Raw genomic sequence first — 26,225 nt, forward strand, 5'->3', positions numbered from 1 at the left:
AAGTCGTTTGCGGGGGGCTATGTCATGCCGAGACGCACGGTCTTGCGAATGATCAACCGGCCCGGCTCAAGATGAAAGACAGGCTCCATATCCGGATTTTCAATATTGGCCTTGAGTATATCGAGGGTGGCGCCGATCATTCTGTCGCCTTGTTGTTGCACCGTGGTCAGTTCCACGCCTGACCAGCCCGCCATGGCAATGTCATCGAAACCGACAACGGAAATGTCTTCGGGAACGTTCAGCTTGAGGTCGATCCGCAGGCCATCCAGTGCCCCGATTGCCATGATATCGTTCGCGCAGAAAATTGCGTCCGGTTTGTCGCCCTGGAGGATCAGCCGCTTTACCGCCTCGCGCCCACCCATATAGGTATAATCGCCATGTTCTACAGCGGGCATCGGAAAGCCCGCTTCGGCCAGTCGCTCGGTAAAACCCTTGAAGCGATCACGGTTGGTCGATGTGTCTTCGGTGCCCGAAATATAGCCGAAACTTTTATGTCCGGTCTGGATCAGAAGCCGGGCAACATCGCGCCCGCCCGCTAAATTATCGCAGCAAACCGCGTTGAGATTGCCATCATCGATATGTCGGTTGAACAATATGACAGGCAATCCAGCCTGCTTGCATTGTGTGATCGCCCTGGATGAAAGCACTGCGGATAAAGCGATCAGGCCATCGACCTGATACTGCAAGACCTTGTGCAGAATATCGTCGAAATTGTCGTTTGGTCCGACTGAAAACAGCAACACCTGGAGGTCGAGCGTTTGCAGACGTTCATTGGTCTGGCGCACCATATCCCAGTAGAACGGATTATCCATGGACCCGCAGACGACTGCGATCAAACCAGACCGCTGGAGGCTTAGGCTGCGGGCCATGGCATTTGGCCTGTAACCGAGAATGGCAGCGGCGTCCTGGACAAGTTTTCGGGTTTTTGACGAGACCTGCGGATTGTCCGCCAGGGCGCGCGACACTGTCGGCTGCGATACGCCGGCGAGTCTGGCGACATCGGCTGCCGTCGCAATGCCCTTTTTGTTGGCGCTCAACTCATGGAAAGTCGTCACGGGAAACCCTTTGCCTAAAACGCTGTTACAACGGCTTTTCACGTGTTTGAACGCTGAGCAGAGCTTCACCAGTCAGGACGGTCACTGAACCGCAACTGCATATGGTATCGAGGATCACACGCCTGCGTTCCGGGATCAGTTCTCTGATCGTAACCGTGGCGGTTACGACATCGCCGGGTTTCACCGGCGCCTGGAATTCCAGCGTCTGCTTCAGATAGATATTGCCGGGTCCGGGTAGTCTGGTGCCCATGACCGCAGAAATCAGGCCAGCGGTCAGTACACCATGGGCAATGCGGCCCTTGAAGCGTGTAGTCTGTGCCCATTCCTCGTCGATGTGAACGGGATTGCGGTCACCCGTGACCGTCGCGAACATATCGATATCCTCTTGCGATATCGTTTTTGTGAGCGAAGCGGTCATGCCTACGGTCAGATCCTCGAAATAGTAACCCGAGCTTCGCGCATCGATCATTTTTCGTTCTCCTGCACAGATTCATGAACAAATGGAAACAAGCGCGCGCGCACATCATCGGGAATGCGTGAGGATTGCTGCTCCCGATAGTCGAAATACACGTAGACGATCATGCCTTTCGCGCAGATGACGCCATTCTGGCTCGCGGTTTCGCGGATCGTCAGGCTCTTGTTCCCCAGCTTTGAAACCCATGTGGATATTTCCACGTCTGCGTCCAGATAGATCTGTTTCAAGAACGACACGTTCATTTCAACAAGGCTGAGCTTCCACTCCGAGAAATGCAGAGAAGGGGTAATCGCCTTGAAAATCTCGCGCCTTCCCGCCTCGAACCAGACCGGCAGGGTTGTGTTGTTGATATGGCCGCATCCATCGGTCTCGGACACTCGCGGAGTGATGGTTGTGCGGGTCGCCTGGGAGGGGATCAGCATCACGGTTTCCTAATTGTTTCCTCAAAACTGCATACGTATTCAATTTATGTCAATACGGAAAAATGGCTGAATCATAGAGTTTGATATTTTTCTCTATTCAGCATGGATTTCATATTGACACGAAAGCAGAAATAAAATTGCATGCGCATGCAAAGCCTGCAAAACGACATGAGGTGAGGGATGTTAAGTGTCAGTATGGGGAAGCTCCTCAGGCCAAAGAGCATCGCGGTTATCGGCGCGAGTGCGAAGCCTGGCAATGTTGGAGGCCGCATTGTTGGCGAGTTGGAGGGGTGCGGATATGAAGGACGGGTCTATGCCATTCACCCGCGTGCCGAGAGGGTTCTGAACGCCGAGGGATTTGCAAACGTCAGCAGCATTTCTTCCGGTGTCGATTTCGCCGCATTGTGCGTTCCCGACGAAGCGCTTGTTCCCACGCTGGAAAGTCTGGCAAGCGATGGCGTGAAGGGCTTTTTCATTCCATCCCGCGCCTTCGACAGGGCATCCGGCTCCCATACCAAAATACCCGACGCCATGGCCGCCATCGCCAAGGCAGGCAATCTGGCAATTTGCGGTCACAACTGCATGGGTTTTGTCAATTTTCGCGACAAGGTGACCATGACATTTGGCGTCCCCGCAACAGATGCGAAGCCCGGCGGCGTCTGTGTCGTCTCGCAGAGCGGTTCTACCTGGTCTGGCATCGTGGGCAGCCAGAGAGACCTCGGCTTCGATATTGTCGTCTCCGCGGGCGGTGAAATTGCCACCGGCGTTGCCGACTATCTCGAATATTTCGTGTCGCTGCCGGAAACACGCGTGATTGGTCTGGTGATCGAGACCATTCGCGAACCGGAGCGCTTTATCGCAGCCTTGACCGAAGCTGAACGGCGGGGGATTCCGGTTGTTGGCCTGTTCGTCGGCCTTAGCGAAGCAGGCGCACGATTTACCGCGGCGCATTCCGGTGGGTTGTCCAGTCCGCGCCAGATTCTCGATGCAATTTCGCGCCAGCACGGGTTGATCGTCACAAAGAATCCCGACGAGTTTCTCGACTGCCTTGAAGTATTCCGCACCAGCCGACGCCCTATGGGGGATAGCGCGGTCATCGTCAGCGATTCAGGCGGTGAACGCCAGTTGATCGCAGATGTCTCGTCCCGCGTCGGTCTTTCGCTGAGCCAATTCACGCCGCAGACCGAGCAGGCTCTGGCGGATATTCTCGATCCGGGCATGGTCGTGGGCAATCCGATCGACTGTTATGGCGATGGCCAGTTGCTGATGTCCGAATCCGGTATCATCGCCGCCAGGGATCCGAATGTGGCATTGGTCGGCGTCGGCACCAATCTTGTGCACGGGCGCAAATTCCTGGAAACGACATCCAATGCGTGCGTCGATATTTACGATGCCACTGAAAAACCCGTGGTCGTCTTCGGCAATATGTCCTCCACGATTTCGCGTGACGGCGCGCGCAAGCTGCGGGAGAAAAACATTCCGGTGCTGATGGGGACCGAAACTGCCTGTTATGCGATCGGACAGTTCATCGGCTGGCACTCGCGGCAACGGAATTCCGGCGCGAACCGTGCGGCGGCGGACATATCAACCGCTCAGATCGTGCAGGATTTTTCCCGGTTATCGACGCATGAGACGCTCACCTACGCGCAGAAACTTGGGTTGCCCATCGCGCCTTTTGCGATTGCCGACAATGCCGCTGATCTGCTGAAAGCAGCAGACCAGATCGGCTTCCCGCTCGTTCTCAAGACGGCCAATAGCGAGATAGAACACAAGACGGAAGCCGGCGGTGTCATCGTCAATATCCGTGATCGTCATGAGCTCGGCCAAGCCTATGACGACTTGACGGCGCGCTGCGGCCCGCTTGCCATGATCCAACCGTTCCTCGCCGCCGACTTCGAGCTTATCGTTGGCATGTATCGTGACGAGCGCTTTGGTGCGGTGATCACCGTCGGCCTCGGAGGCATTTTCACGGAAATCCTCAAGGACAGCGTCTCGATGTTGCTTCCCCTGAACGAGAGGGATCTCGAAGAGGCCACAGCGACCTTGCGGGCCGCTGGCGTGCTCAATGGCGCGCGGGGCAAGAAGGGCATCTCCTACGCCGACCTTCTGAATATTGTGCGCATCGTGGGCGCCATTGCCGAACACAACCCTTCCGTCACCGGGATTGACTTCAACCCCGTCATGATCCGCGACGGCAAAATGTCGATCGTCGACATGCTCGTTACAACGGAGTGATTTGAATGAACTATGAGACGATCAAGGTCAGCAAAGATACCGGTATCGGCTATCTGACCTTTGCGCGACCGCAAATCCACAACGCGATCTCCGTCGAACTGATGGCGGAATCTCGCGATGCGCTGCAAAAGCTGAATACAGATGACGACGTGCGGGTCATTGTGGTGTCCGGCGAGGGGCGCTCCTTTTGCTCCGGCTTCGATCTCAAGCAGAGCGCGGTCCGCAATACCAAGGGCGTCGATGCGTGGAAACAGCGCTATCAGGAAAATTTCGATTTCATGCTGAACTTCTGGGATTGTCCGAAGCCCACGATTGCGTCGATCCACGGTAATTGCCTCGCTGGCGGTTTCGAGGTTGCTCTGGCTTGTGACATGAGCGTTGCCGCAGAAAGCACCCGGTTTGGGATGCCGGAAGCCAAGTTCGGGTCGGCGAGCGTCAATCTGATGCTGCCTTGGCTGGCGGGGCCGAAAGTCGCCAAGGAAATCCTGATGAGCGGGCTGGAAAGCTTCGATGCGGCGCGCGCCAAAGAGGCGCATATCGTCAATCATGTCGTTCCCGATGCGGAGCGAGAAGAATTCGTCCGCGAGATGGCATTGCAGATCGTCAGCTCCTCGCCCGTTTCCGTTGCCTATTTCAAGCGCGTCATCAACCAGACCTTCGATGTGATGGGAATGCGCAAGGCGCTTCTGGCCTCGCTGGAAGCAGGTGCGGAAATAGAAGCCGAAGAAGGCGAGGAGAAGATGGAGTTCTCGCGCATTCGCAAGGAAAGCGGCCTCAAGGCCGCCGTCGAATGGCGGAAGAGCCGCTCGGTGTCGAAGGCATAGACAGATGGGTTTTACAAAAACTTCAACGAGGTGTGCACGATGACGCAAGCGGGAGGACGTATCGAGTTCAGGAATGTCCAGAAACTCTATGGCGACATGGCCGCAGTGGAAAAATTCAATGCGGTTATAGAGCCCGGCTCCTTCGTCACCCTTCTGGGGGCGAGCGGTTCGGGGAAAACGACACTGCTGAACATGCTCGCGGGCTTCATCGAGCCCACCGATGGAGACATTCTACTGGATGGCCGTTCGATTGTTTCGATGAAGCCGGAAGCACGCAACATCGGCATGGTGTTTCAGAACTACTCCCTCTTTCCGCATATGAATGTCCAACAGAATGTCGGCTTTCCTCTGCGGATGCGGAAAATCGCCAAATCGGAAGCAGACCAGAAGGTCATGAAGGCACTGGAAGCTGTCCAGTTGAGCACCTTTGCTCAGCGCATGCCCCGTGAATTGTCTGGTGGACAGCAACAGCGTGTCGCAGTCGCGCGTGCGATTTCCTTCGGCCCGCGTGTGCTTTTGATGGATGAACCGCTGGGCGCACTCGACCTTAAGCTCCGCGAAAGCCTGCAATACGAGATAAAGCGGATTCAACGGGAAACCGGAAGCACTGTCGTCTACGTGACGCATGACCAGTCCGAAGCCATGTCGATGTCGGACGAAATCATCATTCTCAGCGGTGGGCGTTTGGTGCAGCGGGGAACACCGCGGAAAATCTACGACGAGCCCGTCGATGGCTTTGTCGCTTCGTTTGTCGGGCACTGCAACAAGTCCCGCGTGAGCATCAGGGAAAACCGCCTCTTCGCCGATGACTGGGGCATTGGCATGAGCGGGATCGAAGCGAACCGCCTTTCCAGTCAGGGACAGGATTTTGTCGCTGTTGCAAGGCCTGAGAAAATATCCCTCAAGCCGGCCTCCTATCATCCGGCTGACCAGGAAATAGCCGTCAATGTTTCAGTCGATAATGTCCAGATGATGGGCAACAACCTGATGGTCTATCTCAAGACGGAAAACAAATCCAATATTCTGGCTCAGATATTCAGAACTTCAGAAAATATATCTGATGAACTTTTGCAGATAGGCGGGAAAATAAAAGCAAAAATATCGAACTCGGATATTTCAATACTGAGAAAATAAGAATCCGATAAAATGGGAGAGTAAAATGAAAATCAACAAAAGCAAATTCGGCACCACCATTCTATGTCTGTTCATGACATTCACTTATGCGCAGGCACAGGATGCCAAAACGATTGTTCGCGCCTCTGCTGGCGGCTCGTTTGGTGAAGCGCTTCGCAAGGTGTGCGATGACCCGTTCACCAAGGAAACTGGCATTGTCATTCAGCCAGCGAACACCGACGATTCCACGCCACAGATCCGCGCCCAGATGCTTACCGGGAATGTGATCTGGGACATTTCGAATACCTCGGCTGAAACGCTGCCGGTTGCCGCAGAGAACGGCTGGCTGGAGAAAATCGACTGGGATCTGATCGACCCTGAGCACAAGTTGCCCGATGTCGCACGACAACCATATGGCGTGGGCATCAACTCCTACTCGGAAACCATTGTTGTGCGCACCGACAAGCAGCCAGAGGGCAAACAAATGTCCTCGTGGGCGGATTTCTGGGATACCAAAACATTCCCGGGACCGCGCAGCCTGCATGATACTCCGATCAAGAATCTGGAGTTTGCGCTTCTGGCCGATGGAGTGCCAGCAGACCAGATTTACAAGCAGCTCGCGACCAAGGAAGGCGTGGACCGCGCCCTGAACAAACTTGGTGAAATCCGTCCCAATATCGCAGTCTGGTGGACATCTGGCCAACAGCCCTTGCAGCTTCTGGCCAGCGGCGAGGTCTATTATGCCACGGCCTGGAACGGACGCGTCGCGCCGCTTCAGCGTGAGGGCGTTCCCGTCAAGATCGTCTGGAACGGTGGAGCCATCGTTCCCGGATACCACTCCATTCTCAAGGGTTCCAAGCATGTGAAAGAGGCGCACGAGTGGCTGAAATATTGCTGGAACGATGCGAAGCGCGGTGCAGAGCTGACCAAGCTTTTGCCTTACCCCGGTTTCGCACCGGGCCTGATGGACCAATTACCGGAGGAACTCAGAAAAGAACTGCCGACTTATCCGGAAAACCTGAAGGCACAGTTTGTTTTTGACGGACAGTTCTGGGCGGATCACCGGACCGAGATACAGCGTGCATGGGATCGCTGGCGCCTGGCTGGCAAGTAATCGGCGCGATTCCAACAAAAGCGCAAAGCTCCATTGAGTTAGAAAGCGCATAAAAACAAAGAGCTGGAGTGGTTTCTAGAATCCCGGTTACCCGAAACCACTCCGGCGGCTCAAAGCGCATCTTGGGAAATGAAAAATGCTTAAGCTATCGAGGCCGGTATCCGGCGCAGGACGCTCGTCAGCGTTGTTATGGCCATCCATTGCATTGCTGGCGGTCTTCTTCATCGTGCCAATGTGGGAGGTATTGCGCTGGAGCGTCGCGGACGAACAGGGGTATGGTGCAAGTCTGTTCAATTTCTCGGATGTGCTGACGGCTGGCGTTTACGTACAGCTGTTATTACGAACATTTCTGGTTGCCGCAGTCGTTGCGATCTCCTGCCTCATTCTCGGCTATCTCATTGCCTTGCAGGTTTACAAGCTGCGTTCCGGCCTGCGCACATTCGTTCTTCTCGCAATCATTACGCCGATGTGGTTGAGCGTTCTGGTCAGGACTTATGCCTGGATGGTTCTCATTGGACGCGAAGGGCTGATCAACCGCGTATTGCTCGACGCCGCGATCATCCAGGAACCGTTGCGGATGCTGTTCACCCGTGGAGCCGTTTATCTGACGATGACGCAGATTCTCCTGCCGATTGTAATTCTGAGCAGCTTCAGCGCCATGTCGTCCATCGACACGACCATCGTTCGCGCAGCCCGCGTGATGGGAGCCAGCAGAATAAAGGCATTTTTCTCGGTGTTTCTCCCCTTGACCGCAGTCGGGGCGATCAATGGGGCAATCCTCGTATTCGTGTTCTCGCTGGGCTATTTCGTGACCCCTGCTCTCGTGGGCGGTCCCGATGACAGTCTTGTTGCCAATGTCATTTCCACGCAAGTCACCCAGACCTTGCAATGGAATTATGCAGCTGTGCTCGCGATCGTTCTGATCGGCTCCGCATTGATCGTCCTACTGCCCGTCGTCGCAATTATCCGGACGGTTCTGCCGAAGAATTACCAAGGGGGAATGAAGTGAAAAAGATCGACGCACCCAACCTTCTGGGACGCACCTTCCTAGGGGCGGCATTGATATTCATGCTTTTCCCGATTGCCATCATCATCGCAATCTCGTTCAGCGATAGTGAGTTTCTGTCATTTCCGCCCACCTCGTTCTCATTCCGGTGGTATTCGTTTGTCTTCACTCATCCAAGCTGGACAAATGCGACTTTGCTGAGCTTGTGGATTGCCGTGCTTTCCACGCTGCTGGCTGTCGTGATCGGCACATTGGCGGCAATCACGATCGTTCGGCGGCCATCCCTATCCACGAAATTCGTTTCCATAACGTCCTTTGGTCCGCAGCTTGTACCCCATATCATTCTTGCGCTGGGCATATTGCTGCTCATTGGCCGGTTGGGACTCTATGGCCAATGGTGGGTTCTGGTTCTCGCTCATGCCACCATGGCGCTTCCGCTCGTCATCATCATTGTGATGGCGGCGATCCGCCAAAATGGTGAAGGACTGGAGCGTGCCGCCAGAATTTTGGGCGCCGGGCCGACGCAGGCCTTCTGGCTTGTGACATTGCCGGCGATCCGCCCCGCGATCATTTCATCAGCCGTTTTTTCGTTCTTCATCTCCTTCGACGACTTGATTGTCGCGCTGTTTATCATGGGCGGGAAGGAAACTCTGCCGATGATGATCTGGGCCAATTTGAAATACGAGTTGACGCCGGCACTGACCGCAATCGCATCGTTCCTGATCGTCTTTACGTTCGTCTGCATTCTACCTGCAGAATATTATCGCAGAAAAAAGCTGACGGGTGCCGCTCCAGCGTCGGGTGCGTGAATCGGAAAGCATGTAAGCGGGGTCATCACCCCGTTTACATTCCGAGAAGGGAGCCAGTCATTGCGGCTGAGAAATCATGCGGCAATCCTCGAAGCCGTGGTGCCCCCCAAAATCCGGATATATCCCGAACACTACTTTTCTATTTTCTTGAACAAATTGGATTAAATTATACGTCTAACAATATTTGAGGCCCTCTGCGAAAGTTAGATCGCGGCAACCGGAGCGCTTGCCCAATTATTCGCCACGAGGAGACCTGCCATGAGCATCACAGCGACCCCTACCCCCGGAAAATTGTTGCTTTCCCCCACCGATCACGCCCTCCTTCTTATCGATTTCCAGTCACAGATGGCATTTGCAACCAAGTCGATCGAACCGGAAATCCTGCGCAACAATGCAGCCCTGATCTCGCAGGCCGCGGCGGGTTTCAAGGTTCCGACCATTCTGACCACTGTCGCCGAGAAGAGCTTTTCGGGTCCGATGTTCGAAGAAATTACCAGCGCTTTTCCGGGCCACAAGCTTCTTGACCGCACCTCGATGAACACCTGGGAAGATGCCGCCGTGATCAAGGAAGTGAACCGGATCGGCAAAGAGCGGATTGTTTTTGCCGGTCTGTGGACTTCCGTCTGCATCGTCGGCCCGGTGCTGTCCGCGCTCGATCAAGGCTTCGAAGCCTATGTCATCACCGACGCCAGCGGCGATATATCGCCCGAAGCGCATGAACGCGCGGTAGAGCGCATGGTGCAGGCCGGTGCGCGTCCGATGACGTCGCTGCAATATCTGCTTGAGCTTCAGCGCGATTGGGCACGCGCCGATACCTATGGCCTCACCACGGGTATCGCAACCAAATGGGGCGGCGCCTATGGCATCGGCCTGAACTATGCCAAGCAAATGTTTGGAGCGTCCGAAGGCGCCCATTGAATGTGCTAAACTTCAAAAGTCGTGCCACGAGAACGGCTCAACTGTGGCGAGACTTCTTTCTGGTTCCATTAAATCTGCCGAAAAGCGACGGAAAGGAGATGCAGCATGAAAATGTATGTACTCTCACTCGGTACAGGCCTTCTGGTTGGCGTGATTTATAGTCTGCTCGGCGTCCGCTCCCCTGCTCCGCCGGTGGTCGCGCTGATCGGCCTGCTCGGCATGCTGCTTGGCGAGCAGATCGTGCCGCTCGCCAAACGCGCGATAGCGGGGCAGGAAGTGGCGTCTTTCGTCAAGGGCGAGTGCAGCGAACATATATTGGGATCGTTGCCAGACAATCGCACAAAGGAACCCTCATGATCCGCTTCACACGCAACTAGAGCATTTCCAGCAAAAGTGTGAAACGGTTCTACGCAGGATAATGCGGATAAGCAGGAACCGCTCCAAACGCCGCTGTAGCGGTGCTTTCCTCGCCATTTCGTGGCCATGCCAAGGAGGCTACAATGAGTAAGCAGGACTTAATCCTCGTCAATGCCAAGGTAACGACGCTGGACCGCCAGAACCCGACAGCAGAGGCGATTGCCATCCGCGATGGTCGCTTTCTTCTGGCAGGCTCGGAGGCGGAAGCCCGCGCGGCTGCGCCCGATGCGACGATTGTCGACGTCAAGGGCCGACGTGTCATTCCGGGGCTAATCGACAGCCACACGCACGTCATCCGTGGCGGACTGAACTATAATATGGAGTTGCGCTGGGATGGCGTGCCGAGCCTGGCCGACGCCATGGCGATGCTGAAAGAACAGGTAGCTCGCACGCCTGCGCCACAATGGGTGCGGGTGGTTGGCGGTTTCACCGAGCATCAATTCGCCGAAAAGCGCCTTCCCACCATCGAGGAACTGAATGCCGTTGCGCCCGACACTCCGGTCTTCATCCTGCACCTTTATGACCGAGCTCTGCTGAACGCGGCTGCATTGCGCGTTGTCGGTTACGACAGAAACACACCCAACCCGCCAGGCGGCGAAATCGTACGGGATGCTGCCGGTAATCCGACAGGGCTCTTGCTTGCGCAGCCCAATGCAACGATCCTCTACTCCACGCTCGCCAAGGGGCCGAAGCTGCCTTCTGATTACCAGATCAATTCGACACGGCATTTCATGCGCGAGATCAACGCGCTTGGAGTTACCAGTGTGATCGACGCCGGTGGCGGCTTTCAGAACTATCCCGACGACTATCAGATCATCGAGAAGCTGCATCAAGACGGTCAATTGACCGTCCGCATCAGCTACAATCTCTTCACGCAGAAACCAAAAGAAGAACTTGCCGACTTTTCGTCCTGGGTGAAGCAGGTTTCGCCTGGCCACGGCGACGACAGCTACCGTCACAATGGCGCAGGTGAAATGCTGGTTTATTCAGCGGCCGATTTCGAAGATTTCCGCGCCGAGCGCCCGGAAATGCCAGCCAATATGGAAACCGACCTCGAGCCAGTCATCCGGCTGCTGGCAGAACACAAATGGCCATGGCGCCTGCACGCAACCTACGATCAGACCATCGACAGGGCGCTGGATGTGTTCGAGAAGGTGAATCGCGATATCCCCCTATCGGGCATCAACTGGTTCTTTGACCATGCCGAAACAATCAGTGACCGCAATATCGACCGTATCGCGGCCCTTGGCGGCGGCATCGCCGTCCAGCATCGCATGGCGTATCAGGGTGAATATTTTATCGAGCAATATGGAGCGAAGGCTGCCGAGCGCACACCACCCATACGCCGCATCATGGAAGCAGGCGTCCCTCTGGGCGCTGGCACCGACGCCACCCGCGTAGCGAGCTATAATCCGTGGGTATCACTATCCTGGTTGGTCACGTCGAAGACCGTCGGGGGAACGCGACTCTACCCGCAGGCCAACCGGCTTGATAGGGAGACGGCCCTGAGATTATGGACCGAAGCCAATACCTGGTTCTCCAACGAACAGGGCAAGAAAGGCTTGATCAAAACAGGGCAGCTTGCCGATCTTGCGGTGCTATCCGACGACTATTTCTCCGTCCCCGAAGATGAAATCGTGCATCTGCGTTCGGTATTGACCATTCTCGGCGGCAAGGTTGTTCACGGTGAGGGCGACTATGCGCCACTAGCCCCGCAACTTCCCAAGCCGATGCCGGATTGGTCCCCGGTTGCCACCTTTGGCGGCTATCACAAGACGCCCGAGGCGCGCGCCAAGCTGTCGCTGCATTGTGGTTGCGCCAATAATTGCGCTGTACATGGGCATGATCACGCCGCAGCGCTCGGCGCCAATCTTCCGACGGGTGACGCCAGAACCTTCTGGGGCGTGCTTGGCTGCGGTTGCTGGGCGGTGTAATCATGAAAACACCGGCTTCAATAGCTTCGCTGCTCGACGCGGAATGGCTCACCAGGCTCGCAACCGTATTGCTCACTCTTCCGTACTGGACGAGTGGTATCGCCAAGCTTTTTGACTTCAATGGCGCGCTTGCCGAAGCCAGTCATTTCGGGCTCACTCCGGCATGGCTGGTAGCGATTGCGACAATCATCGTCCAGATTGGTGGATCAGCGCTGATCATATTCGGCCGACAAGCGTGGCTGGGTGCAGGCGCGCTCGGCGTGTTCACGGCACTGGCAACTCTCATCGGCCACCCATTCTGGCGGATCGACGATCCGATTGCACGGTTTCATGAGCGCAATACCTTCCTTGAACATGTCGGATTGATCGGCGGATTTATCGTGGTGGCTGTGCTCTTCAACAGGAAGGAAAGGACATGACCGTGTCGGACTCTGCAGCAGCGGGCGCGAAAAGTCCTTTAAGCTTTCCGGTATTCCGGGCGTTGTGGATTGCCACAATCATTTCCAACGTCGGCACATGGATGCACGACGTTGGCGCGGGCTGGCTGATGACATCCCTCTCCCCCAGCCCTCTGTTGGTGGCGCTGGTACAGGCCGCGACCACGTTGCCGATGTTCCTGCTGGCATTGCCAGCAGGCGCCCTGGCCGACATCATCGACCGGCGACGAATGCTGCTTGCAGCACAAGTGCTTGGCCTGGTTGCCGCAGCAATCCTGTCGGTAACGACATGGCAAGGACTGACTACGCCTTATGTGCTTCTCACCGCCACATTCGTTTTGGGTGTTGCGGCTGCGCTCAGTGCCCCGGTGTTTCAGGCTATCGTTCCTGAACTGGTCGACAAGACTGCGCTTCCCGATGCTGTGGCGCTCAACAGCCTTGGCGTCAATATCGCACGTGCCATCGGACCGGCTCTCGGCGGCGTGATCGTGGCGCTCGCTGGCACGCCCGCAGTCTTTGCGCTCAACGCCTTGTCGGTCACCGCAGTGTTGTTTGTCCTGTTTCGGTGGCAACGTTCCGCCACCGTGCATACGCTTCCTCCGGAGCATTTTTTCGGCGCTCTGAAAGCTGGCTATCGTTATGCCCGTCATTCGCCTGCCCTGCGGCTGGTACTCATCCGCGCGGTTGGCTTCTTTGCATTCGGCAGTGCCCTCTGGGCAATGCTGCCGCTGGTGGCCCGGCGCGGCCTCGGCCTCGACGCAGCCGGGTATGGCGCACTTCTGGCTTGTATGGGCGCCGGGGCGGTCGTTGGTGCCCTTCTGTTGAAACGGCTGCGCAAGCAGATTCCAGCCAATACCACATCCATCGGTGCGACCATATTGTTTGCCGTCGCAACGGCTGCGCTTGGTCTGGCGCCAAATGCATGGTTCGGCGGAGCCGTCATGTTCGTCGCAGGCCTCGCCTGGATCGGCATGCTGACGTCTCTCAATGTCGCTGCGCAAATGGCCTCCCCCGGTTGGGTGAAAGCACGTGCGCTCGCCGTCTATCTGCTGGTTTTTCAGGGAGCAATGACTGGCGGCAGCATCATTTGGGGGGCGATCGCAGCCCGGACGGATGTCTCTACAGCGCTCATTATCGCCGCCGTCGGCAATGTTGTGGGGTTGTTGCTGGCCTCGATCTGGCGGCTTCCCAAAGATACAGGCGTCGACCTTGCTCCTTCCAACCATTGGGCGGAACCGGTCGTATCGGTGCAGCCGGGTGACGATCGCGGTCCGGTTCTCGTCGAAATCGAATATCTGGTCGCACCGGAACAACAGGACGAATTCATCACCGCCCTGCGCCGGTTCCGGTCTGTGCGCCAACGCGATGGCGCCATCCGCTGGGATGTATGGGAGGATATTGCTCAACCTGGCAGGATACTGGAAAGTTTCGTTGTCGAAAGCTGGGTGGAACATCAGCGCCAGCACGCCCGGGTCACCCACGCCGATCAAGTTGATCAGAACCTGATCAATGCATATCACATGGGTGAACATCCACCTGTCGTGCGGCACCTGCTCAGGCCGTCCTGATTAGGTGACCTCTCCGAAACGCACACTTTCACAACAGTCTGATATGATGCGTTTGCATGAAGCGTGAATGGCTCCCAATTCGGAGCCATTCATAATCGATATATGGTATGAAAAGAGCAACAGGCTGATGAACCCCGGCACGCCAACATTCGAGCAATTGCGGATTTTCCTCACCGTCGTTGATACAGGCAGCTTTGCTGGAGCAGCCCGCAAGCTTAATCGTGCCGTATCCGTGATCAGCTATGCCGTTGCCAATCTGGAAGCACAGCTCGATCTCAAACTGTTCGAGCGGCAGGGCACGCGCAAACCGCAGCTCACTGCCGCAGGCCGGGCCGTGCTCGCCGAAGCGCGCGGGCTGGCGCATGGAATGGACAGTCTCAGGGCTAAAGTGAAGGGATTGCTCAGCGGCCTGGAGGCAGAGGTGGATATGGCGGTGGACGTCATGATGCCGACTGAACGCCTAAGCGAGGTACTGCGCGCCTTTGCCGATACTTTCCCCACCGTATCGCTGCGCCTGCACGTGGAAGCACTGGGAGCCGTTACGGCAATGGTGCTGGACCGCAGGGCGGCAATTGGCATCTCCGGTCCGCTGGCGGCGCGTGTCCAGGGCGTCGAGTGCATTGCAGCCGGCTCCGTTCTTATGGCTCCGGTCGCGGCACCCGGTCATCCTCTTGGCATGATGGAGCGCATTGCACCCGGCGAAGCCCGCAATCATGTACAACTTGTGCTGACCGATAGGTCCCATCTGACGGAAGGACAGGATTTTGCTGTCCTCAGTCCGCGAACATGGCGCATTGCTGATCTGGGTGCCAAACATGCGCTCTTAAGGGAGGGGATCGGATGGGGGAACATGCCTTTGCCGCATGTACGCTCCGACCTGAAAAACGGCACCCTGAGACGGCTGGCCATGCCGGATTACAAAGGCGGCATCTATCGCTTTGGTGGCATCTGGCCCCGCGACGCACCTCCCGGCCCCGCCGCTTCCTGGCTTCTGGACCGCTTCGTAGCGCTCGGTGCCAATGACATCGAAGAAGAAGGCTTCGCGGATATATAGATCGGTTCCGGTTAGAGCGCGATCCGATCAGATCGAAACGCGCTCCAACTTCTCAATGTGGACCTGTTTCCCTAGCGCCGATGATCATTTGAATGCGGAAACAACAATCTCGATCATGGTATCGCCACCCAGATCGGCGACGCCAACCGTGGCGCGGGTCGGAAGGTCTTCGGGACCGACCCAAGCCTTCCACACGGCATCCATTTCCGGCTTCTTTCCCAGATCAGTGACAAAAATCGTCGCGGTCAAAAGCTTCGTCTTGTCGCTGCCCGCTTCGGCCAGATAGTGATCGATCTTGGCAAGGATCTCGCGCGTCTGTCCTGCCATATCAAGGCTTTCATCGTCGCATGTGGTGCCACCGACATAGACGATGCCGTTGCGTTCGACAACGCGATGCATGATAGGGGTGCGCAGATAACGTTCAGCCATTTTCATATCCTTTCGGTGGGTTGTGTTTCATCCGGGCGCTCGCCGGTAACGGCGTAAACAGCATCGGGTGTCTGAGGAAGAGCCGCGATTTCGCGCAGAGGCACAGGTTTTATCGGCGCGCGCAGCCGATAGGTGCCGACATCCGCCGGGTTGCGTTGCTGTACGGCCGCAAGAATTTCCGTCACCGTCGCAGTGCACATACGCCCCTGGCACGGCCCCATGCCGCAGCGCAGCATGGTCTTCAGCTGATTGGGTCCGATCACATTGCGCTGGGCAGCGTCCTGGATGGCGCCCGCTGTGACCTCTTCACATCGACATACAATCGTCGCACGATCAACTGGCACGCGAAACGAGAGCGCTGGCTGGTAGAGGGCATCAATGAATGAACGTCCGCGAAGCAGCGCCTTGCGCTCCCGCTTATGTCTTGTCAGTGCAGCTTCGATACGGGACGCTTTTTCAGGAACAATATCCATGCATGCGGCCAGGGCGGCAATACGCCCTCCGACTTCCGCCACAAGCGCACCACCAATGCCACCACCATCACCGGCAATGAAGATCGCCGCGAGCGAGGCGCGCCCTTCCGGGCTCAATTCGGGCTCAAAACATTTCTGCGCGTCATTCCAGACAATGGTGCAGCCAGTCGCATTGGCCAGACTGTTATTGGGGATAACGCCTTGATGCAGAAAGACGCCATCAACATCGATTTCCTCTGTCCGACCTTTGGCCGCAAAGCGAATGGCGCTGGCGCGACCTTCACCAAGAATCTCAATTGTTTCGACGCCAGAAAAAACGGGAACCGACCGCCGCACCTTGCGCAACAGTGACAGACCCTTCAACAGGTAAGGCGACAGCAGGAATGAAGGCAGGTGGGGAACTGCCCTGATCCAGTTTTGTCGTGGTGTCGTGTCAAGTATGGCTGAAAGCGTCCCGCCCGCTTCCAGCAATTGCGCTGCAAAGAGATAGAGCAGCGGGCCAGTGCCGGCCAGCACAACACGGCCAGTCGGTATCAGACTGGATGATTTCAATGCAATCTGGGCAGCACCAATCGTCATCACACCCGGCAATGTCCAGCCTTTCAGAGGCATGGGGCGTTCCATGGCACCGGTTGCGAAGATCACCCGCCGCGCATGAATGATCCGGCTTTGCCCCGACGCCGAAATCCGCAGCTCGACGAGTGGGCCGTCTTCCGCTTGCTGCTGCTCGACACTCCACACCAGCGACTGCGGCACATAAGTTGCATCACTTGCGAAAAATGCGCCCAGAACTTCCTTGCCCTTCCAGTAGTCCTTGCCAAGGAAAGCGCGTTTTGCCGGCGTATTGGTTTCGATCGCGCGATATATTTGGCCGCCCATGGCCGGATTTTCGTCGAAAAGCACGACGCGCACGCCAATGGCAGAAGCTTCTGTGGCAGCGGCCATTCCAGCAGGACCGGCGCCGATTATGGCGAGGTCGTATCGCATATGAAGCGATTGAAGATCGTCGATTTTCGTGAGCGCCATTGTCAGCGACCTTCTTGCGCCGCGCGGGCACCATGTTGCGATGACACAGACATGCCTTCGCGCACCAGCGTCATGCAGGCCTGTCGGTTCTGGATACCGTCGATGGCGACCAGACATTCGAAACAAACGCCCATCAGGCAATAAGGGCCACGCGGTTGATTACCGACAACGCTGGTGCGAAACGTGCTTATGCCATGTCCCAGAAGTGCTGCGGCAACAGTCTGGCTGGCTTCGACCTGCAAGGGATTTCCATCGAATGTTATGGTGACGGTCTCCTGCGCCGTATCAGTTTTCCGAAACATGAAACCTCCGGCCTGAAAATGCGTTGTCGGCAAGCTTGTCCTGTTGGCTGGCAATTTCATTGGCGATAATCAGCGCGTGGTTCGCAGCCAAGGTGACGCCGGAATGGCACATGGCCACATATGCGCCGGGACAGGTTGCGGACTGCTCATAGATGGGAAGCCCGTCGAGCGTCTTGACGCGAAAGCCTGCCCAACTGCGCACGACGTTAACCCCGCTCAGACAGGGAAATGTACGTATCGCACGATCAGCGAGAACCGCGCTGATCTCCTGATTGGTTGCGATGGAATCCGTCGCGGTTTCCTGGCTGTCACCGATCATGACGCCACCCTCATCGGTCTGGCGGAGCGTGGCCGCCGTATACGGGAAAAAGGGCTGGCATTTTTCTGTCACCAGGATCTGGCCCTTGCTGCGCACCAACGGAGCAGAAATGCCGACCATGGCAGCCAGCTTGCTGTTGCCGACACCGGCAGACAAAACGATACGGCTGGCGAAAACTTCGCCCCATCGGCCCTTCAGGAGAAACCCGCCGCCGGACACCGGATGGATTTCTTCAACGTCGCAATGCGGTTCATAGCGCGCACCGAGATTAAGCATGCCGATATGCAATGCGTTGAACAGACGAAGCGAATTCACGTCGCCATCGAGAGGCGAGTAGATGGAGCCGATGACATCACGTCCGATGGCAGGCACCATCCTGGCGGTTTCGGCATGATCTAGAATAACGTGTTCAGGGGCATCGCTGCCCAGCTCGCGCGCTACGGTTTCCACTTCGTCACGCAAGCGGCCGAGCTCAGCCTGATCCAATGCAAAGCTGAACGCTCCATTTTGCCGCAAGGCAACGTCCACACCGGATGTTTCCCGCAAGGCGGCGGCAAATATCGGCCATGACCGGGCCGATTGCATTGTCCAGCGCGCATACTGGGGGGCTCCCAACCCCTTGCCCTGAACCCAGACCAACGCAAAATTTGCGCGTGATGCCCGTAACGCAAGGTCTTCGCCATCAAGCAACATCGGGCGATGGCCCAGTCGGGCCAGGCCCCATGCAATGGCAGCGCCGACGAGCCCGGCTCCGATAATGACGATGTCCTGATCTGGCAGTCTGCGCATGCTTCCCGTTCCGTATGCCTGCGGGCACGACCCGCCGATGATATCGACGGGTCGGCGCTGTCTTAATCTTGCGGGCTTACATCCACCTTGAACCACTTCACCGACAGTTTCTTCACCGTGCCGTCCTTGACCGCAGCGGTAATTGCTTCATCGAAACGCGCCTTGAGAGCGGTGTCGTCCTTGCGTAAACCGACGCCGATCATGCCAAACACCTTGCCTGAGAAAAGCGGACCGGCGAGCTTGACGCCCTTCATGTCCTCTTTCTCAAGAGCCGCGGCCAGAACGGTAGCATTGGCTACGACGGCATCGAGGCGACCGCTTGTCAGATCGAAGTTGTGCTCTTCAGTGGTCTTGTATTCGCGTACGCTGGCGCCGTTCTTGAAGTACTGCTCCATGAAGGCAGATGCCGTCGTCGCACCCTGGACGCCAACCGTCTTACCCTCGATTTTCTTGGCGATTTCCTCCAACACAGGCTTGGCCGCGTCGGAATCGACGGAGATTGGCTTGCCCTGTTCCGGCAGGTCGGCCAGATCGCTATCGTCCATCACCGCAAAGGAATTGATTGCGGCGGCATAGGGCGCGGAGAATGCGATCACCTCTTCACGCTTGGGCGTGATGCTCATGGCAGCCATGATGGCGTCGTATTTGCCAGCAGTCAGCGAAGGAATGATGCCGTCCCAGTTTTGCGCGACAATCTCGCATTTGGCCTTCATGCGGTCGCAGAGTTCCTTGGCCAGATCGATTTCAAACCCTTCCAGAACATTGTTCGGGCCGGAGAAATTCCACGGAGCGTAAGCGCCTTCTGATGCAATGCGGATAACGTCTTCGGCATGAGACATATGGACCGACGCCAGAAGCCCGACGGCAGACAAGACAATCTTCAATTTCATGGGTTCACCTCTGTGTTTGTTGGTTGTTGGTATTAGATGTTCTGCCTGGAAATGAACTGGCGGAAACGCTCGCTTCTCGGGTTCGAGAAAACCTCCTCCGGGCGACCGTCTTCTTCGATCAACCCTTGGCGCAGGAACAGCACCCTGCTGGAAACATCGCGCGCGAAATCCATTTCATGGGTCACAACGAGCATGGTGCGGCCTTCGGCGGCAAGGTCGCGCATGACACGCAGAACCTCTGCCACCAGTTCCGGGTCGAGCGCTGAGGTAGGCTCATCGAAAAGCATGATTTTGGGACGCATGGCGAGCGCCCGCGCAATCGCCGCACGCTGCTGCTGACCGCCCGAAAGGTGGCCCGGATAGAAGTTGCGTTTGTCGGCGATGCCGACCCGCTCAAGCAGGGCTTCGGCCTCCGCGATACACTCGGCGCGGTTGCGTTTTTGCACATGCACAGGGGCTTCGATCAGATTTTCCAGGATCGTCAGATGAGACCAGAGATTGAACGATTGAAAAACCATCGTCGCCTGCGAGCGGAGGCGTTGCAGCTGCTTCTGATCGACGATGCGCGGCTGACGCCCCGGCTGCTGCGCCAGCTTGTAGGCTTCTCCATGAATGGAGATCTCGCCTGCCTCGGGTATCTCCAGCATATTGATGCAGCGGAGCAATGTGGATTTTCCCGAACCGGATGCCCCGAGAATGGAAATCACCTCGCCCTGATGAGCCTTGAAGGAGATGGAATGCAACACCTTGTGGGCGCCGTAGCTTTTCTCCAGTCCGGTAATCTCCACTGCAGGAGTGGTGGAATTGTTCGTCATGGTTTGTCTCCTGCGACCGACAGTAAAAGCGGTTGGCGCTGGGCTGCCGAAAGCCGATATTCGATCAGCTTGAATATGCGGCTGACGGTGAAGTTGAGCAGAAGGTAGATCGCACCCGCCGCGATGAAGACCTCTACCGGGCGATAGGTCGCCGAGATGAGTTTTGCAGCCAGCCCCGTGACCTCCATCATCGTTATGGTGGAGGCCAATGCGGTCGATTTCACCATCAGGATCACTTCGTTGGAATAGGCGGGCAGCATCTGCCGCAGGGCCTGCGGCGCAATGATGCGTCGTATCAGGGTGAGGCCGCTCATCCCGTAGGCGCGCGCCGCCTCGATCTGCCCGGCGGGAACAGAGAGAACGCCGCCACGGATAATTTCCGCGCTATAGGCTGCAGTATTCAACGCCAGCGCGAGCACCGCGCACCAATATGGTTCGCGCAGAAATGGCCACAGAAAGCTCTTGCGCAGTTCGGGAAACTGGCTGAGCCCGTAATAGATGAGATAAAGCTGGACCAGAAGCGGCGTCCCGCGAAACACAAAGATATAGGCGCGCGCCAGAAGATCGAGCAATGCCCAGTTCGACAACCGCATGGCCGCAAGAACGATGGCCAGGAACGCTCCCGCAGTCACGGACAGTGCCATCAGTTGCAAGGTCAGCGGAATACCGCTGCAAATGCTGACGAAGGACTCATAGATGAATGGAAAATCGATCATGTTCAAATCGCCCGCCGGATGCCGCGCATTGCGCGTTTTTCAGCAGCACGGAACAGGACGCCCGACACGAAACTGATCAGCAGGTAAAGGACGGCCGCGGTCAGAAAAAAGGTGAAGGGCTTGCGCGTCGAACCGGAGCCGATTTGCGCCTGGCGCATCAATTCAACCAGCCCGACAACCGAGATGAGAGCGGATTCCTTCAATACAAGCTGCCAGACATTGCCTATACCGGGGATGGCGAAACGGGCAGCCTGCGGCAGGATGATGCGGCGAAACATGAGGCCGGACGGCATTCCATATGCTTTCGCCGCTTCCATCTCGCCTCTGGACAGGGCGAGAACCGCACCGCGATAGACTTCCGCCTGATAGGCACCCGAAACAACGCCGATTGCGAGAGCGCCAATGAGGAAAACCGGGGCGCTTACGAAGCCTTCGGAACCGAAAAACACAGCGACTTTGCTAAGCACGGCGCTGCTGCCGAAATAGAATAGATAAATCACCAGAAGATCGGGAATGCCGCGCAGGATCGTGACATATCCGTCGGCCAGCAGACGCAAGACCCGCAGCGACGAAAATGATGCGGCAGCAGCCATGCAACCGAAAATCGCACCCGTGGCGAAACCGCTCAATGAGACCGAAATGGTCACGCCAGTGGCCTTGAGCATATCCATGCCCCAGCCGCCATCAGCGAACCCCATCAGGTCGAGATATGCGTTGACCGCATTCACCAGTCTGTTCCCTCCCGTGCGTTTCCGGCCTGAACCGTACGACACATTCATTTTCTGAGGGTTTGACAGCGCGCTTCAATACAGTCAAATTCGAAATAAACGGTCAAGCATAACCAAATATTATGGTGAGTGATGAATCTGCGTCAGGTAGAGGCTTTCCGAACGGTCATGTTGACCGGAAAAATGACGGCGGCAGCCGAATTGATGTCCATCACCCAGCCGGCAGTCAGCCGACTGATCCGCGATTTCGAGATCGACACGAAATTGAAGCTGTTCGACCGGCGCGGTAATCAGCTGACGCCCACGCTGGAGGCCCTGACCCTGCTACAGGAAGTGGAACGGGCCTATGTCGGGCTTTCCCGTATCAAGGCTTTTGCCGAAGAAATCAGCCGTCAGAATGTAGGCATGCTGCGCATTGCAGCGATGCCTGCGCTTGCCAACGGAATCATGCCACGTTTTCTGGCGCGATTTCTGCGTGACCGCCCCAATGTCCATGCCTCCCTGAATGGCATTCCATCGTCGATGGTCATCGAAGCCGTCGCGTCGGGCCAGATGGATCTGGGCTTTGCCGATGGTCCGCTCGACCGGCCGGGCTTCATGATCGAAACCTGTGCAATAGCTGCGGTCGTTGCCGTACCTGCCGGGCACCCTTTGGCGAACATGGAAAACATCATGCCCGCCGATCTTGCCAATGAGCGGATGATTACCCTTGAACCGGGGACATTGTTTGCGATGCGGGTCGAGGTTGCACTGGCCGGAATTCCACGATCATCGACAATCGAAACACGTCTTTCCCACACCGCTCTGACGCTGGTATCGGAGGGCGCGGGCATTACGATCATCGATCCGTCATCCGCGACCGAGTTTCGTGGACGAGGCGTCGTTATCAGGCCGTTCGGTGTCTTCGTGGATGCCGGATTTCTGGCAATCCGCCGTAGCCAAGGGGCCGATAATCAACTCGCCGGGCGATTTGTCCGCGAATTCTGGGCCTATCATGCCGCCCTTCTGAACGGAGAAGAAGCTGACGGTCGATCACCCGGCGAACTTATGCAGTCCGATCCAAACGTACCGTCTGGCGAATGATGAGCTTGCCGGGTTCAAGCCGAAATTCAGGCCCCATTTCGGGCTGATCAATCCGTTGTTTGAGGATTTCTATCGCGGCTTCGACCATCTGACCAGATTGCTGCCGCATGGTGGTCAGATCGATACCCGACCAGGCAGCCATGGGAATATCGTCGAAGCCGATAATGGAAACGTCTTCGGGAACCTTCAACCGCAGATCGATCCGGATCCCATCGAGAGCGCCGATAGCCGTGATGTCATTGGCGCAGAAGATTGCATCAGGTCGCTCCCCCTGAAGCAGCAGCCTTTTTACCGCCTGCCGACCGCCCTCATAAGTGAAATCGCCGACTTCAACGAGCGGCGGCTGGCAACCCAGTTTCGCAATCTGGCTTTTGTATCCTTCGAACCGATCCTTGTTGGTGGAACTATCCTGTAGGCCGGAAATAAAGCCGAAACGCCGGTGCCCGGTATTATACAGGAATTGTGCCACGTCCCGCCCGGCAACCGCATTATCGCAGGATACCGCGGAGACGGCTTCGCTGGCGACATAACGATTGAACAACACAACCGGCAGCCCGAAATCCTTGCATTCATCTATCGCCCTGGACGAAAGCTCCGCTGACAAGACAAGGAGTCCGTCAACACGATACTGGTGCACTTTGCGAATGGCAGCATCAATGCTTTCCCCCTCCCGCACCGTTACCAGCATGACATGCATGCCTTCGGCCTGAAGACGTTCGTCGATCTGGCGCAACACTTCCCAATAGAAGGGATTTCGCGCCGATCCTGTCACAACGGCGATCAACCCCGAACGTTGTGTGCTCAGACCCCGGGCCATGATATTGACCTGATAACCAAGCTGCTCTGCGATTGCGATAATGCGGTCACGCGTTTTTTTGGAGACCAACTGACTATTGGCAAGCGCTCGCGAAACCGTGGATTGAGATACCCCTGCCTTACGAGCAACGTCCCAAGCGGTAATATTCGTGCCTTTGAGTTTCGCTTGCGAATTGTCGATCGGTTCTGCCATGTCTCTTGGTCGTCGTTGCTGTTCGGTTTTTCCATACGTTGATAACAGATCCGAACCGGCTATGCCCGTTCCGATCCACGTGAAGATTTTCTATCGTGTTCCTGCCGAACAAGCACGCTTTTTCCGCTTGGCAGATAGAGGCTGACCTATCAGCTGTCGTCAGCCCCTGAGTCACCATTTGACACCCAACTCACTCGTGATCGCTGAGGGCGTGCAAGGTTCCTGAAAGCCGGTAGAAGTCCGATTTTGGTGTCGTGAAGAAGGTCAGCGAGGAACCCTTCTCGAAATTGTCGACATGGACGACAGTAGAGCCATCGGCCTCCTGCCAGGAGATGACGAAGTTACCACCATCAAGTTCCGTCCATTCGAATGCGACCTCGGCGGTAGCGCCCTTCAGCGGGCCGCCGGTGATTTCATAGGTCAGGCTGTTCTTGTCGGCGGCATAGGCATTAGTTGCGACCAGATCGCCGTAATTGACCTCAAAGTTGCGTCCGGCAAAGGGGAAACGCTTCATCTCACTCTCCAGTTTTCATAAGGTCCGCAGACCGGGATATTTGTTGTGTAGATAAGGGGAGCATACATCCTCCACTTGAACGTCAGTCGCCATTTCTCCCTCCATCGCCGCATTGGCCACAGCGACCCGGCACTATCGCGCCGGGTCGGCATGAGGAAGCGGAGTATCCGCGTCCGCTCATGCTGTCTTGCTGGTCAGAGTGGCTTCCAGCGCTTTCAGGCCATCGCGATAGATGCCCTCGAACAGGCGCGATGCCTCTTCATCGCTCACCCCTGCCGGCGTGAATTCACCAGACCATTCGACGCGCGAGGACCGATCACCGTCGATACTGACCACGCGCAGCGTGGAGAGGTAGTTGGTGACTGGAAATGGTGCCTGAAGAATCGAATAGGTATAGCTGCGTTCGCGGTTGTCGAAGGCTTCAAGCCGTTCGATGATTGTGTCACCGTCAGGGTTGGCGAGATGGCGCACGCGGCCACCCTCGCTTACTTCGCTCTTCGGAATATATGGCAACCAGTCTGGCAGTGAATCAAAGCCACCGATCAATTGCCATATGCGGTCGGCTGCGACCGGGAGAGTAATCGTTGCAGAAGCTTGTGCCATGGTAGGCTCCTTCGCTAATCAAATGTTAGATGTGATCGACGGGCAGCGGCGCTTTCGCTGCGACCAGATGCTCCGCACGCAATTCGTTCCAGAAGTCGGCTGGAATGACTTCCTTCAGCGCAGCTGCATCCTCGGCAATACGTTCCGGCCGGCTTGCACCCGGAATGACGGCGGCCACAGCCGGATTGGCCAAGGAAAACTGTAGTGCAGCCGCCTTGATGCCGACGCCGTGCCTTTGTGCGACCGCCTTGATGCGTTCAACCCTGGCGATGACCTCGGGCGAAGCCTTCTGGTATTCGAAATGCGTGCCACCGGCCAGAATGCCGGAGCTGTAGGGGCCGCCGACGACGATCTCGGCCTTGCGTTCCGCAGCCTTCGGCATCAGGCGCTGTAGCGCCCGCTCGTGGTCGAGAAGTGTATAGCGACCTGCCAGCAGGAAACCATCCGGCTCGGCTTCGGAGAGATCCAGAGTCAATTCGATTGGCTCGACCCGGTTTACGCCCAGACCCCAGGCCTTGATCACGCCTTCTTCGCGGAGGCGGGTCAACGTCCGGAAAGCGCCTTTGCGCGCCACTTCGAAATAGGAAAGCCATTCATCGCCGTAGAAGTCCTGGGCAATGTCGTGGACCCACACGAAATCAATGCGGTCGGTCTTCATGCGCTTGAGGCTGTCCTCAATCGAACGCATCGTGGCGTCGGCGGAATAGTCGTTGACGAGCTTGTTCGGTCGGCCAGCAGCAAACAGGCCGCTCTTTTCGCCAAGCGCACGCGCGCTGGCGTCTTCAACTTCATCGAGGATCAGGCGGCCGACCTTGGTGCTGAGAACATATTCGTCGCGCTTATGCCGGGAGAGCGCCTCGCCAAGCCGTATCTCGGCCAGGCCCGCACCGTAGAACGGCGCCGTGTCGTAGTAGCGCACCCCTTGCTTCCAGGCGGCGTCAACGGTGGCCTGCGCCTCGGCTTCCGGGATGTCACGGAACATGTTGCCGAGCGGTGCGGTGCCAAAGCCGAGAACGCGTCCGGCCAGTTTGTCTTTAATGCTCATAACTGCTTCCTTGTGCAGAGTTAACTGATGTGACGTGGATTTAGGGTTGCAAGTTAAGTCTGTCCAAGACATAATTAGCTAAACTTAAGACATAATGGATCTG

The 26,225-nt window shown here is 56.8% G+C and carries 28 protein-coding genes; 13 read left to right on the plus strand and 15 right to left on the minus strand.

Features of this window, described 5'->3' with window-relative positions; all coding sequences use genetic code 11:
• Nucleotides 1-17 precede the first annotated feature (17 nt).
• Genes AC0TNJ_RS01645 through AC0TNJ_RS01655 form a run of 3 tightly spaced genes read right to left on the minus strand, consistent with a single transcriptional unit; the run spans nt 18 to nt 1,952 of the window.
• Nucleotides 18-1,055: a LacI family DNA-binding transcriptional regulator gene (locus tag AC0TNJ_RS01645; protein WP_473770015.1), complete on the minus strand. Its 1,038-nt coding sequence runs from the start codon at nt 1,053-1,055 to the stop codon at nt 18-20.
• 25 nt (nt 1,056-1,080) lie between these two features.
• Nucleotides 1,081-1,524, minus strand: a complete 444-nt coding sequence (locus AC0TNJ_RS01650) for a MaoC family dehydratase (RefSeq protein ID WP_473770016.1) — start codon at nt 1,522-1,524, stop codon at nt 1,081-1,083.
• Nucleotides 1,521-1,952: an acyl-CoA thioesterase gene (locus tag AC0TNJ_RS01655; protein ID WP_473767211.1), complete on the minus strand. Its 432-nt coding sequence runs from the start codon at nt 1,950-1,952 to the stop codon at nt 1,521-1,523. Before AC0TNJ_RS01655 ends, AC0TNJ_RS01650 begins: the two co-directional genes overlap by 4 nt.
• A gap of 195 nt (nt 1,953-2,147) precedes the next feature.
• On the opposite strand from AC0TNJ_RS01655, the gene AC0TNJ_RS01660 reads away from it, so the two are divergent.
• The 12 genes from AC0TNJ_RS01660 to AC0TNJ_RS01715 all read left to right on the plus strand — a co-directional run bounded on the left by AC0TNJ_RS01660 (nt 2,148) and on the right by AC0TNJ_RS01715 (nt 15,381).
• On the plus strand, nt 2,148-4,187 hold the full coding sequence (locus AC0TNJ_RS01660) for an acetate--CoA ligase family protein (protein ID WP_473770017.1): 2,040 nt from the start codon (nt 2,148-2,150) through the stop codon (nt 4,185-4,187).
• A 5-nt stretch (nt 4,188-4,192) separates the two neighbouring features.
• Nucleotides 4,193-5,011 carry an enoyl-CoA hydratase/isomerase family protein gene (locus AC0TNJ_RS01665; RefSeq protein WP_473770018.1) on the plus strand — a complete coding sequence of 273 codons (819 nt, stop codon included), beginning with the start codon at nt 4,193-4,195 and terminating at the stop codon, nt 5,009-5,011.
• 39 nt (nt 5,012-5,050) lie between these two features.
• Nucleotides 5,051-6,145 (plus strand): ABC transporter ATP-binding protein, encoded by a 1,095-nt coding sequence (locus tag AC0TNJ_RS01670; protein WP_473770019.1) that lies wholly within the window; start codon nt 5,051-5,053, stop codon nt 6,143-6,145.
• A 25-nt stretch (nt 6,146-6,170) separates the two neighbouring features.
• The gene (locus tag AC0TNJ_RS01675) at nt 6,171-7,238 is read left to right on the plus strand and encodes an ABC transporter substrate-binding protein (RefSeq protein ID WP_473770020.1); all 1,068 of its coding nucleotides are present in this window, start codon (nt 6,171-6,173) and stop codon (nt 7,236-7,238) included.
• A gap of 136 nt (nt 7,239-7,374) precedes the next feature.
• Entirely contained in the window at nt 7,375-8,247 is an 873-nt protein-coding gene (locus AC0TNJ_RS01680) for an ABC transporter permease (protein ID WP_473767187.1), read from the plus strand.
• Nucleotides 8,244-9,053 carry an ABC transporter permease gene (locus tag AC0TNJ_RS01685; protein ID WP_473770021.1) on the plus strand — a complete coding sequence of 270 codons (810 nt, stop codon included), beginning with the start codon at nt 8,244-8,246 and terminating at the stop codon, nt 9,051-9,053. The genes AC0TNJ_RS01680 and AC0TNJ_RS01685 overlap by 4 nt, the downstream gene beginning before the upstream one ends.
• Before the next feature lie 264 nt (nt 9,054-9,317).
• The gene (locus AC0TNJ_RS01690) at nt 9,318-9,971 is read left to right on the plus strand and encodes a hydrolase (protein ID WP_473770079.1); all 654 of its coding nucleotides are present in this window, start codon (nt 9,318-9,320) and stop codon (nt 9,969-9,971) included.
• 105 nt (nt 9,972-10,076) lie between these two features.
• Nucleotides 10,077-10,328 carry a DUF1427 family protein gene (locus AC0TNJ_RS01695; RefSeq protein WP_473770022.1) on the plus strand — a complete coding sequence of 84 codons (252 nt, stop codon included), beginning with the start codon at nt 10,077-10,079 and terminating at the stop codon, nt 10,326-10,328.
• A 143-nt stretch (nt 10,329-10,471) separates the two neighbouring features.
• Nucleotides 10,472-12,322 (plus strand): amidohydrolase, encoded by a 1,851-nt coding sequence (locus tag AC0TNJ_RS01700; RefSeq protein WP_473770023.1) that lies wholly within the window; start codon nt 10,472-10,474, stop codon nt 12,320-12,322.
• Nucleotides 12,323-12,324: 2 nt separating this feature from the next.
• Nucleotides 12,325-12,741: a DoxX family protein gene (locus tag AC0TNJ_RS01705; protein ID WP_473770024.1), complete on the plus strand. Its 417-nt coding sequence runs from the start codon at nt 12,325-12,327 to the stop codon at nt 12,739-12,741.
• Nucleotides 12,738-14,327, plus strand: a complete 1,590-nt coding sequence (locus AC0TNJ_RS01710) for an MFS transporter (RefSeq protein ID WP_473770025.1) — start codon at nt 12,738-12,740, stop codon at nt 14,325-14,327. Before AC0TNJ_RS01705 ends, AC0TNJ_RS01710 begins: the two co-directional genes overlap by 4 nt.
• 124 nt (nt 14,328-14,451) lie before the next feature.
• Nucleotides 14,452-15,381: a LysR family transcriptional regulator gene (locus tag AC0TNJ_RS01715; RefSeq protein ID WP_473770080.1), complete on the plus strand. Its 930-nt coding sequence runs from the start codon at nt 14,452-14,454 to the stop codon at nt 15,379-15,381.
• A gap of 84 nt (nt 15,382-15,465) precedes the next feature.
• Here the strand turns inward: AC0TNJ_RS01715 and AC0TNJ_RS01720 are convergent, their stop codons facing one another.
• The 8 genes from AC0TNJ_RS01720 to AC0TNJ_RS01755 all read right to left on the minus strand — a co-directional run bounded on the left by AC0TNJ_RS01720 (nt 15,466) and on the right by AC0TNJ_RS01755 (nt 21,838).
• Nucleotides 15,466-15,810, minus strand: coding sequence for a RidA family protein (locus tag AC0TNJ_RS01720; RefSeq protein ID WP_473767181.1), 345 nt, complete (start codon nt 15,808-15,810; stop codon nt 15,466-15,468).
• Between the two features lie 2 nt (nt 15,811-15,812).
• The gene (locus tag AC0TNJ_RS01725) at nt 15,813-17,309 is read right to left on the minus strand and encodes an FAD/NAD(P)-dependent oxidoreductase (protein WP_473770026.1); all 1,497 of its coding nucleotides are present in this window, start codon (nt 17,307-17,309) and stop codon (nt 15,813-15,815) included.
• 2 nt (nt 17,310-17,311) lie between these two features.
• Nucleotides 17,312-17,611 carry a (2Fe-2S)-binding protein gene (locus AC0TNJ_RS01730; RefSeq protein ID WP_473770027.1) on the minus strand — a complete coding sequence of 100 codons (300 nt, stop codon included), beginning with the start codon at nt 17,609-17,611 and terminating at the stop codon, nt 17,312-17,314.
• Nucleotides 17,595-18,719, minus strand: coding sequence for an NAD(P)/FAD-dependent oxidoreductase (locus tag AC0TNJ_RS01735; protein WP_473770028.1), 1,125 nt, complete (start codon nt 18,717-18,719; stop codon nt 17,595-17,597). Before AC0TNJ_RS01735 ends, AC0TNJ_RS01730 begins: the two co-directional genes overlap by 17 nt.
• Nucleotides 18,720-18,781: 62 nt before the next feature.
• Entirely contained in the window at nt 18,782-19,609 is an 828-nt protein-coding gene (locus AC0TNJ_RS01740) for a lysine/arginine/ornithine ABC transporter substrate-binding protein (protein WP_473770029.1), read from the minus strand.
• Nucleotides 19,610-19,641: 32 nt separating this feature from the next.
• Nucleotides 19,642-20,424, minus strand: coding sequence for an ABC transporter ATP-binding protein (locus AC0TNJ_RS01745; protein ID WP_473770030.1), 783 nt, complete (start codon nt 20,422-20,424; stop codon nt 19,642-19,644).
• Nucleotides 20,421-21,140 carry an ABC transporter permease gene (locus AC0TNJ_RS01750; RefSeq protein WP_473770031.1) on the minus strand — a complete coding sequence of 240 codons (720 nt, stop codon included), beginning with the start codon at nt 21,138-21,140 and terminating at the stop codon, nt 20,421-20,423. Before AC0TNJ_RS01750 ends, AC0TNJ_RS01745 begins: the two co-directional genes overlap by 4 nt.
• Nucleotides 21,141-21,142: 2 nt before the next feature.
• Entirely contained in the window at nt 21,143-21,838 is a 696-nt protein-coding gene (locus tag AC0TNJ_RS01755; RefSeq protein ID WP_473770081.1) for an ABC transporter permease, read from the minus strand.
• Nucleotides 21,839-22,000: 162 nt separating this feature from the next.
• On the opposite strand from AC0TNJ_RS01755, the gene AC0TNJ_RS01760 reads away from it, so the two are divergent.
• Nucleotides 22,001-22,951 (plus strand): LysR substrate-binding domain-containing protein, encoded by a 951-nt coding sequence (locus AC0TNJ_RS01760; protein ID WP_473770032.1) that lies wholly within the window; start codon nt 22,001-22,003, stop codon nt 22,949-22,951.
• Here the strand turns inward: AC0TNJ_RS01760 and AC0TNJ_RS01765 are convergent.
• The 4 genes from AC0TNJ_RS01765 to AC0TNJ_RS01780 all read right to left on the minus strand — a co-directional run bounded on the left by AC0TNJ_RS01765 (nt 22,914) and on the right by AC0TNJ_RS01780 (nt 26,122).
• Nucleotides 22,914-23,960, minus strand: a complete 1,047-nt coding sequence (locus tag AC0TNJ_RS01765) for a LacI family DNA-binding transcriptional regulator (RefSeq protein WP_122002119.1) — start codon at nt 23,958-23,960, stop codon at nt 22,914-22,916. The two genes, AC0TNJ_RS01760 and AC0TNJ_RS01765, sit on opposite strands and share 38 nt — an antisense overlap.
• Nucleotides 23,961-24,150: 190 nt before the next feature.
• Nucleotides 24,151-24,474: a MoaF-related domain-containing protein gene (locus tag AC0TNJ_RS01770; RefSeq protein ID WP_473770033.1), complete on the minus strand. Its 324-nt coding sequence runs from the start codon at nt 24,472-24,474 to the stop codon at nt 24,151-24,153.
• 177 nt (nt 24,475-24,651) lie between these two features.
• The gene (locus tag AC0TNJ_RS01775; RefSeq protein ID WP_473770034.1) at nt 24,652-25,077 is read right to left on the minus strand and encodes an SRPBCC family protein; all 426 of its coding nucleotides are present in this window, start codon (nt 25,075-25,077) and stop codon (nt 24,652-24,654) included.
• Nucleotides 25,078-25,102: 25 nt separating this feature from the next.
• Entirely contained in the window at nt 25,103-26,122 is a 1,020-nt protein-coding gene (locus tag AC0TNJ_RS01780) for an aldo/keto reductase (protein ID WP_473770035.1), read from the minus strand.
• Between the last annotated feature and the right edge of the window lie 103 nt (nt 26,123-26,225).

The sequence above is a fragment of the Ochrobactrum sp. PL_is483 genome, assembly GCF_055816855.1.

Bases quoted from the DNA above. Each gene is read 5' to 3' on its own strand.
- AC0TNJ_RS01650 (WP_473770016.1), bottom strand. From the start codon at position 1,524: ATGATCGATGCGCGAAGCTCGGGTTACTATTTCGAGGATCTGACCGTA.
- AC0TNJ_RS01655 (WP_473767211.1), bottom strand. From the start codon at position 1,952: ATGCTGATCCCCTCCCAGGCGACCCGCACAACCATCACTCCGCGAGTG.
- AC0TNJ_RS01660 (WP_473770017.1), top strand. From the start codon at position 2,148: ATGGGGAAGCTCCTCAGGCCAAAGAGCATCGCGGTTATCGGCGCGAGT.
- AC0TNJ_RS01665 (WP_473770018.1), top strand. From the start codon at position 4,193: ATGAACTATGAGACGATCAAGGTCAGCAAAGATACCGGTATCGGCTAT.
- AC0TNJ_RS01670 (WP_473770019.1), top strand. From the start codon at position 5,051: ATGACGCAAGCGGGAGGACGTATCGAGTTCAGGAATGTCCAGAAACTC.
- AC0TNJ_RS01675 (WP_473770020.1), top strand. From the start codon at position 6,171: ATGAAAATCAACAAAAGCAAATTCGGCACCACCATTCTATGTCTGTTC.
- AC0TNJ_RS01680 (WP_473767187.1), top strand. From the start codon at position 7,375: ATGCTTAAGCTATCGAGGCCGGTATCCGGCGCAGGACGCTCGTCAGCG.
- AC0TNJ_RS01695 (WP_473770022.1), top strand. From the start codon at position 10,077: ATGAAAATGTATGTACTCTCACTCGGTACAGGCCTTCTGGTTGGCGTG.
- AC0TNJ_RS01700 (WP_473770023.1), top strand. From the start codon at position 10,472: ATGAGTAAGCAGGACTTAATCCTCGTCAATGCCAAGGTAACGACGCTG.
- AC0TNJ_RS01705 (WP_473770024.1), top strand. From the start codon at position 12,325: ATGAAAACACCGGCTTCAATAGCTTCGCTGCTCGACGCGGAATGGCTC.
- AC0TNJ_RS01710 (WP_473770025.1), top strand. From the start codon at position 12,738: ATGACCGTGTCGGACTCTGCAGCAGCGGGCGCGAAAAGTCCTTTAAGC.
- AC0TNJ_RS01720 (WP_473767181.1), bottom strand. From the start codon at position 15,810: ATGGCTGAACGTTATCTGCGCACCCCTATCATGCATCGCGTTGTCGAA.
- AC0TNJ_RS01725 (WP_473770026.1), bottom strand. From the start codon at position 17,309: ATGGCGCTCACGAAAATCGACGATCTTCAATCGCTTCATATGCGATAC.
- AC0TNJ_RS01730 (WP_473770027.1), bottom strand. From the start codon at position 17,611: ATGTTTCGGAAAACTGATACGGCGCAGGAGACCGTCACCATAACATTC.
- AC0TNJ_RS01735 (WP_473770028.1), bottom strand. From the start codon at position 18,719: ATGCGCAGACTGCCAGATCAGGACATCGTCATTATCGGAGCCGGGCTC.
- AC0TNJ_RS01740 (WP_473770029.1), bottom strand. From the start codon at position 19,609: ATGAAATTGAAGATTGTCTTGTCTGCCGTCGGGCTTCTGGCGTCGGTC.
- AC0TNJ_RS01745 (WP_473770030.1), bottom strand. From the start codon at position 20,424: ATGACGAACAATTCCACCACTCCTGCAGTGGAGATTACCGGACTGGAG.
- AC0TNJ_RS01750 (WP_473770031.1), bottom strand. From the start codon at position 21,140: ATGATCGATTTTCCATTCATCTATGAGTCCTTCGTCAGCATTTGCAGC.
- AC0TNJ_RS01755 (WP_473770081.1), bottom strand. From the start codon at position 21,838: ATGGGGTTCGCTGATGGCGGCTGGGGCATGGATATGCTCAAGGCCACT.
- AC0TNJ_RS01760 (WP_473770032.1), top strand. From the start codon at position 22,001: ATGAATCTGCGTCAGGTAGAGGCTTTCCGAACGGTCATGTTGACCGGA.
- AC0TNJ_RS01765 (WP_122002119.1), bottom strand. From the start codon at position 23,960: ATGGCAGAACCGATCGACAATTCGCAAGCGAAACTCAAAGGCACGAAT.
- AC0TNJ_RS01770 (WP_473770033.1), bottom strand. From the start codon at position 24,474: ATGAAGCGTTTCCCCTTTGCCGGACGCAACTTTGAGGTCAATTACGGC.
- AC0TNJ_RS01775 (WP_473770034.1), bottom strand. From the start codon at position 25,077: ATGGCACAAGCTTCTGCAACGATTACTCTCCCGGTCGCAGCCGACCGC.
- AC0TNJ_RS01780 (WP_473770035.1), bottom strand. From the start codon at position 26,122: ATGAGCATTAAAGACAAACTGGCCGGACGCGTTCTCGGCTTTGGCACC.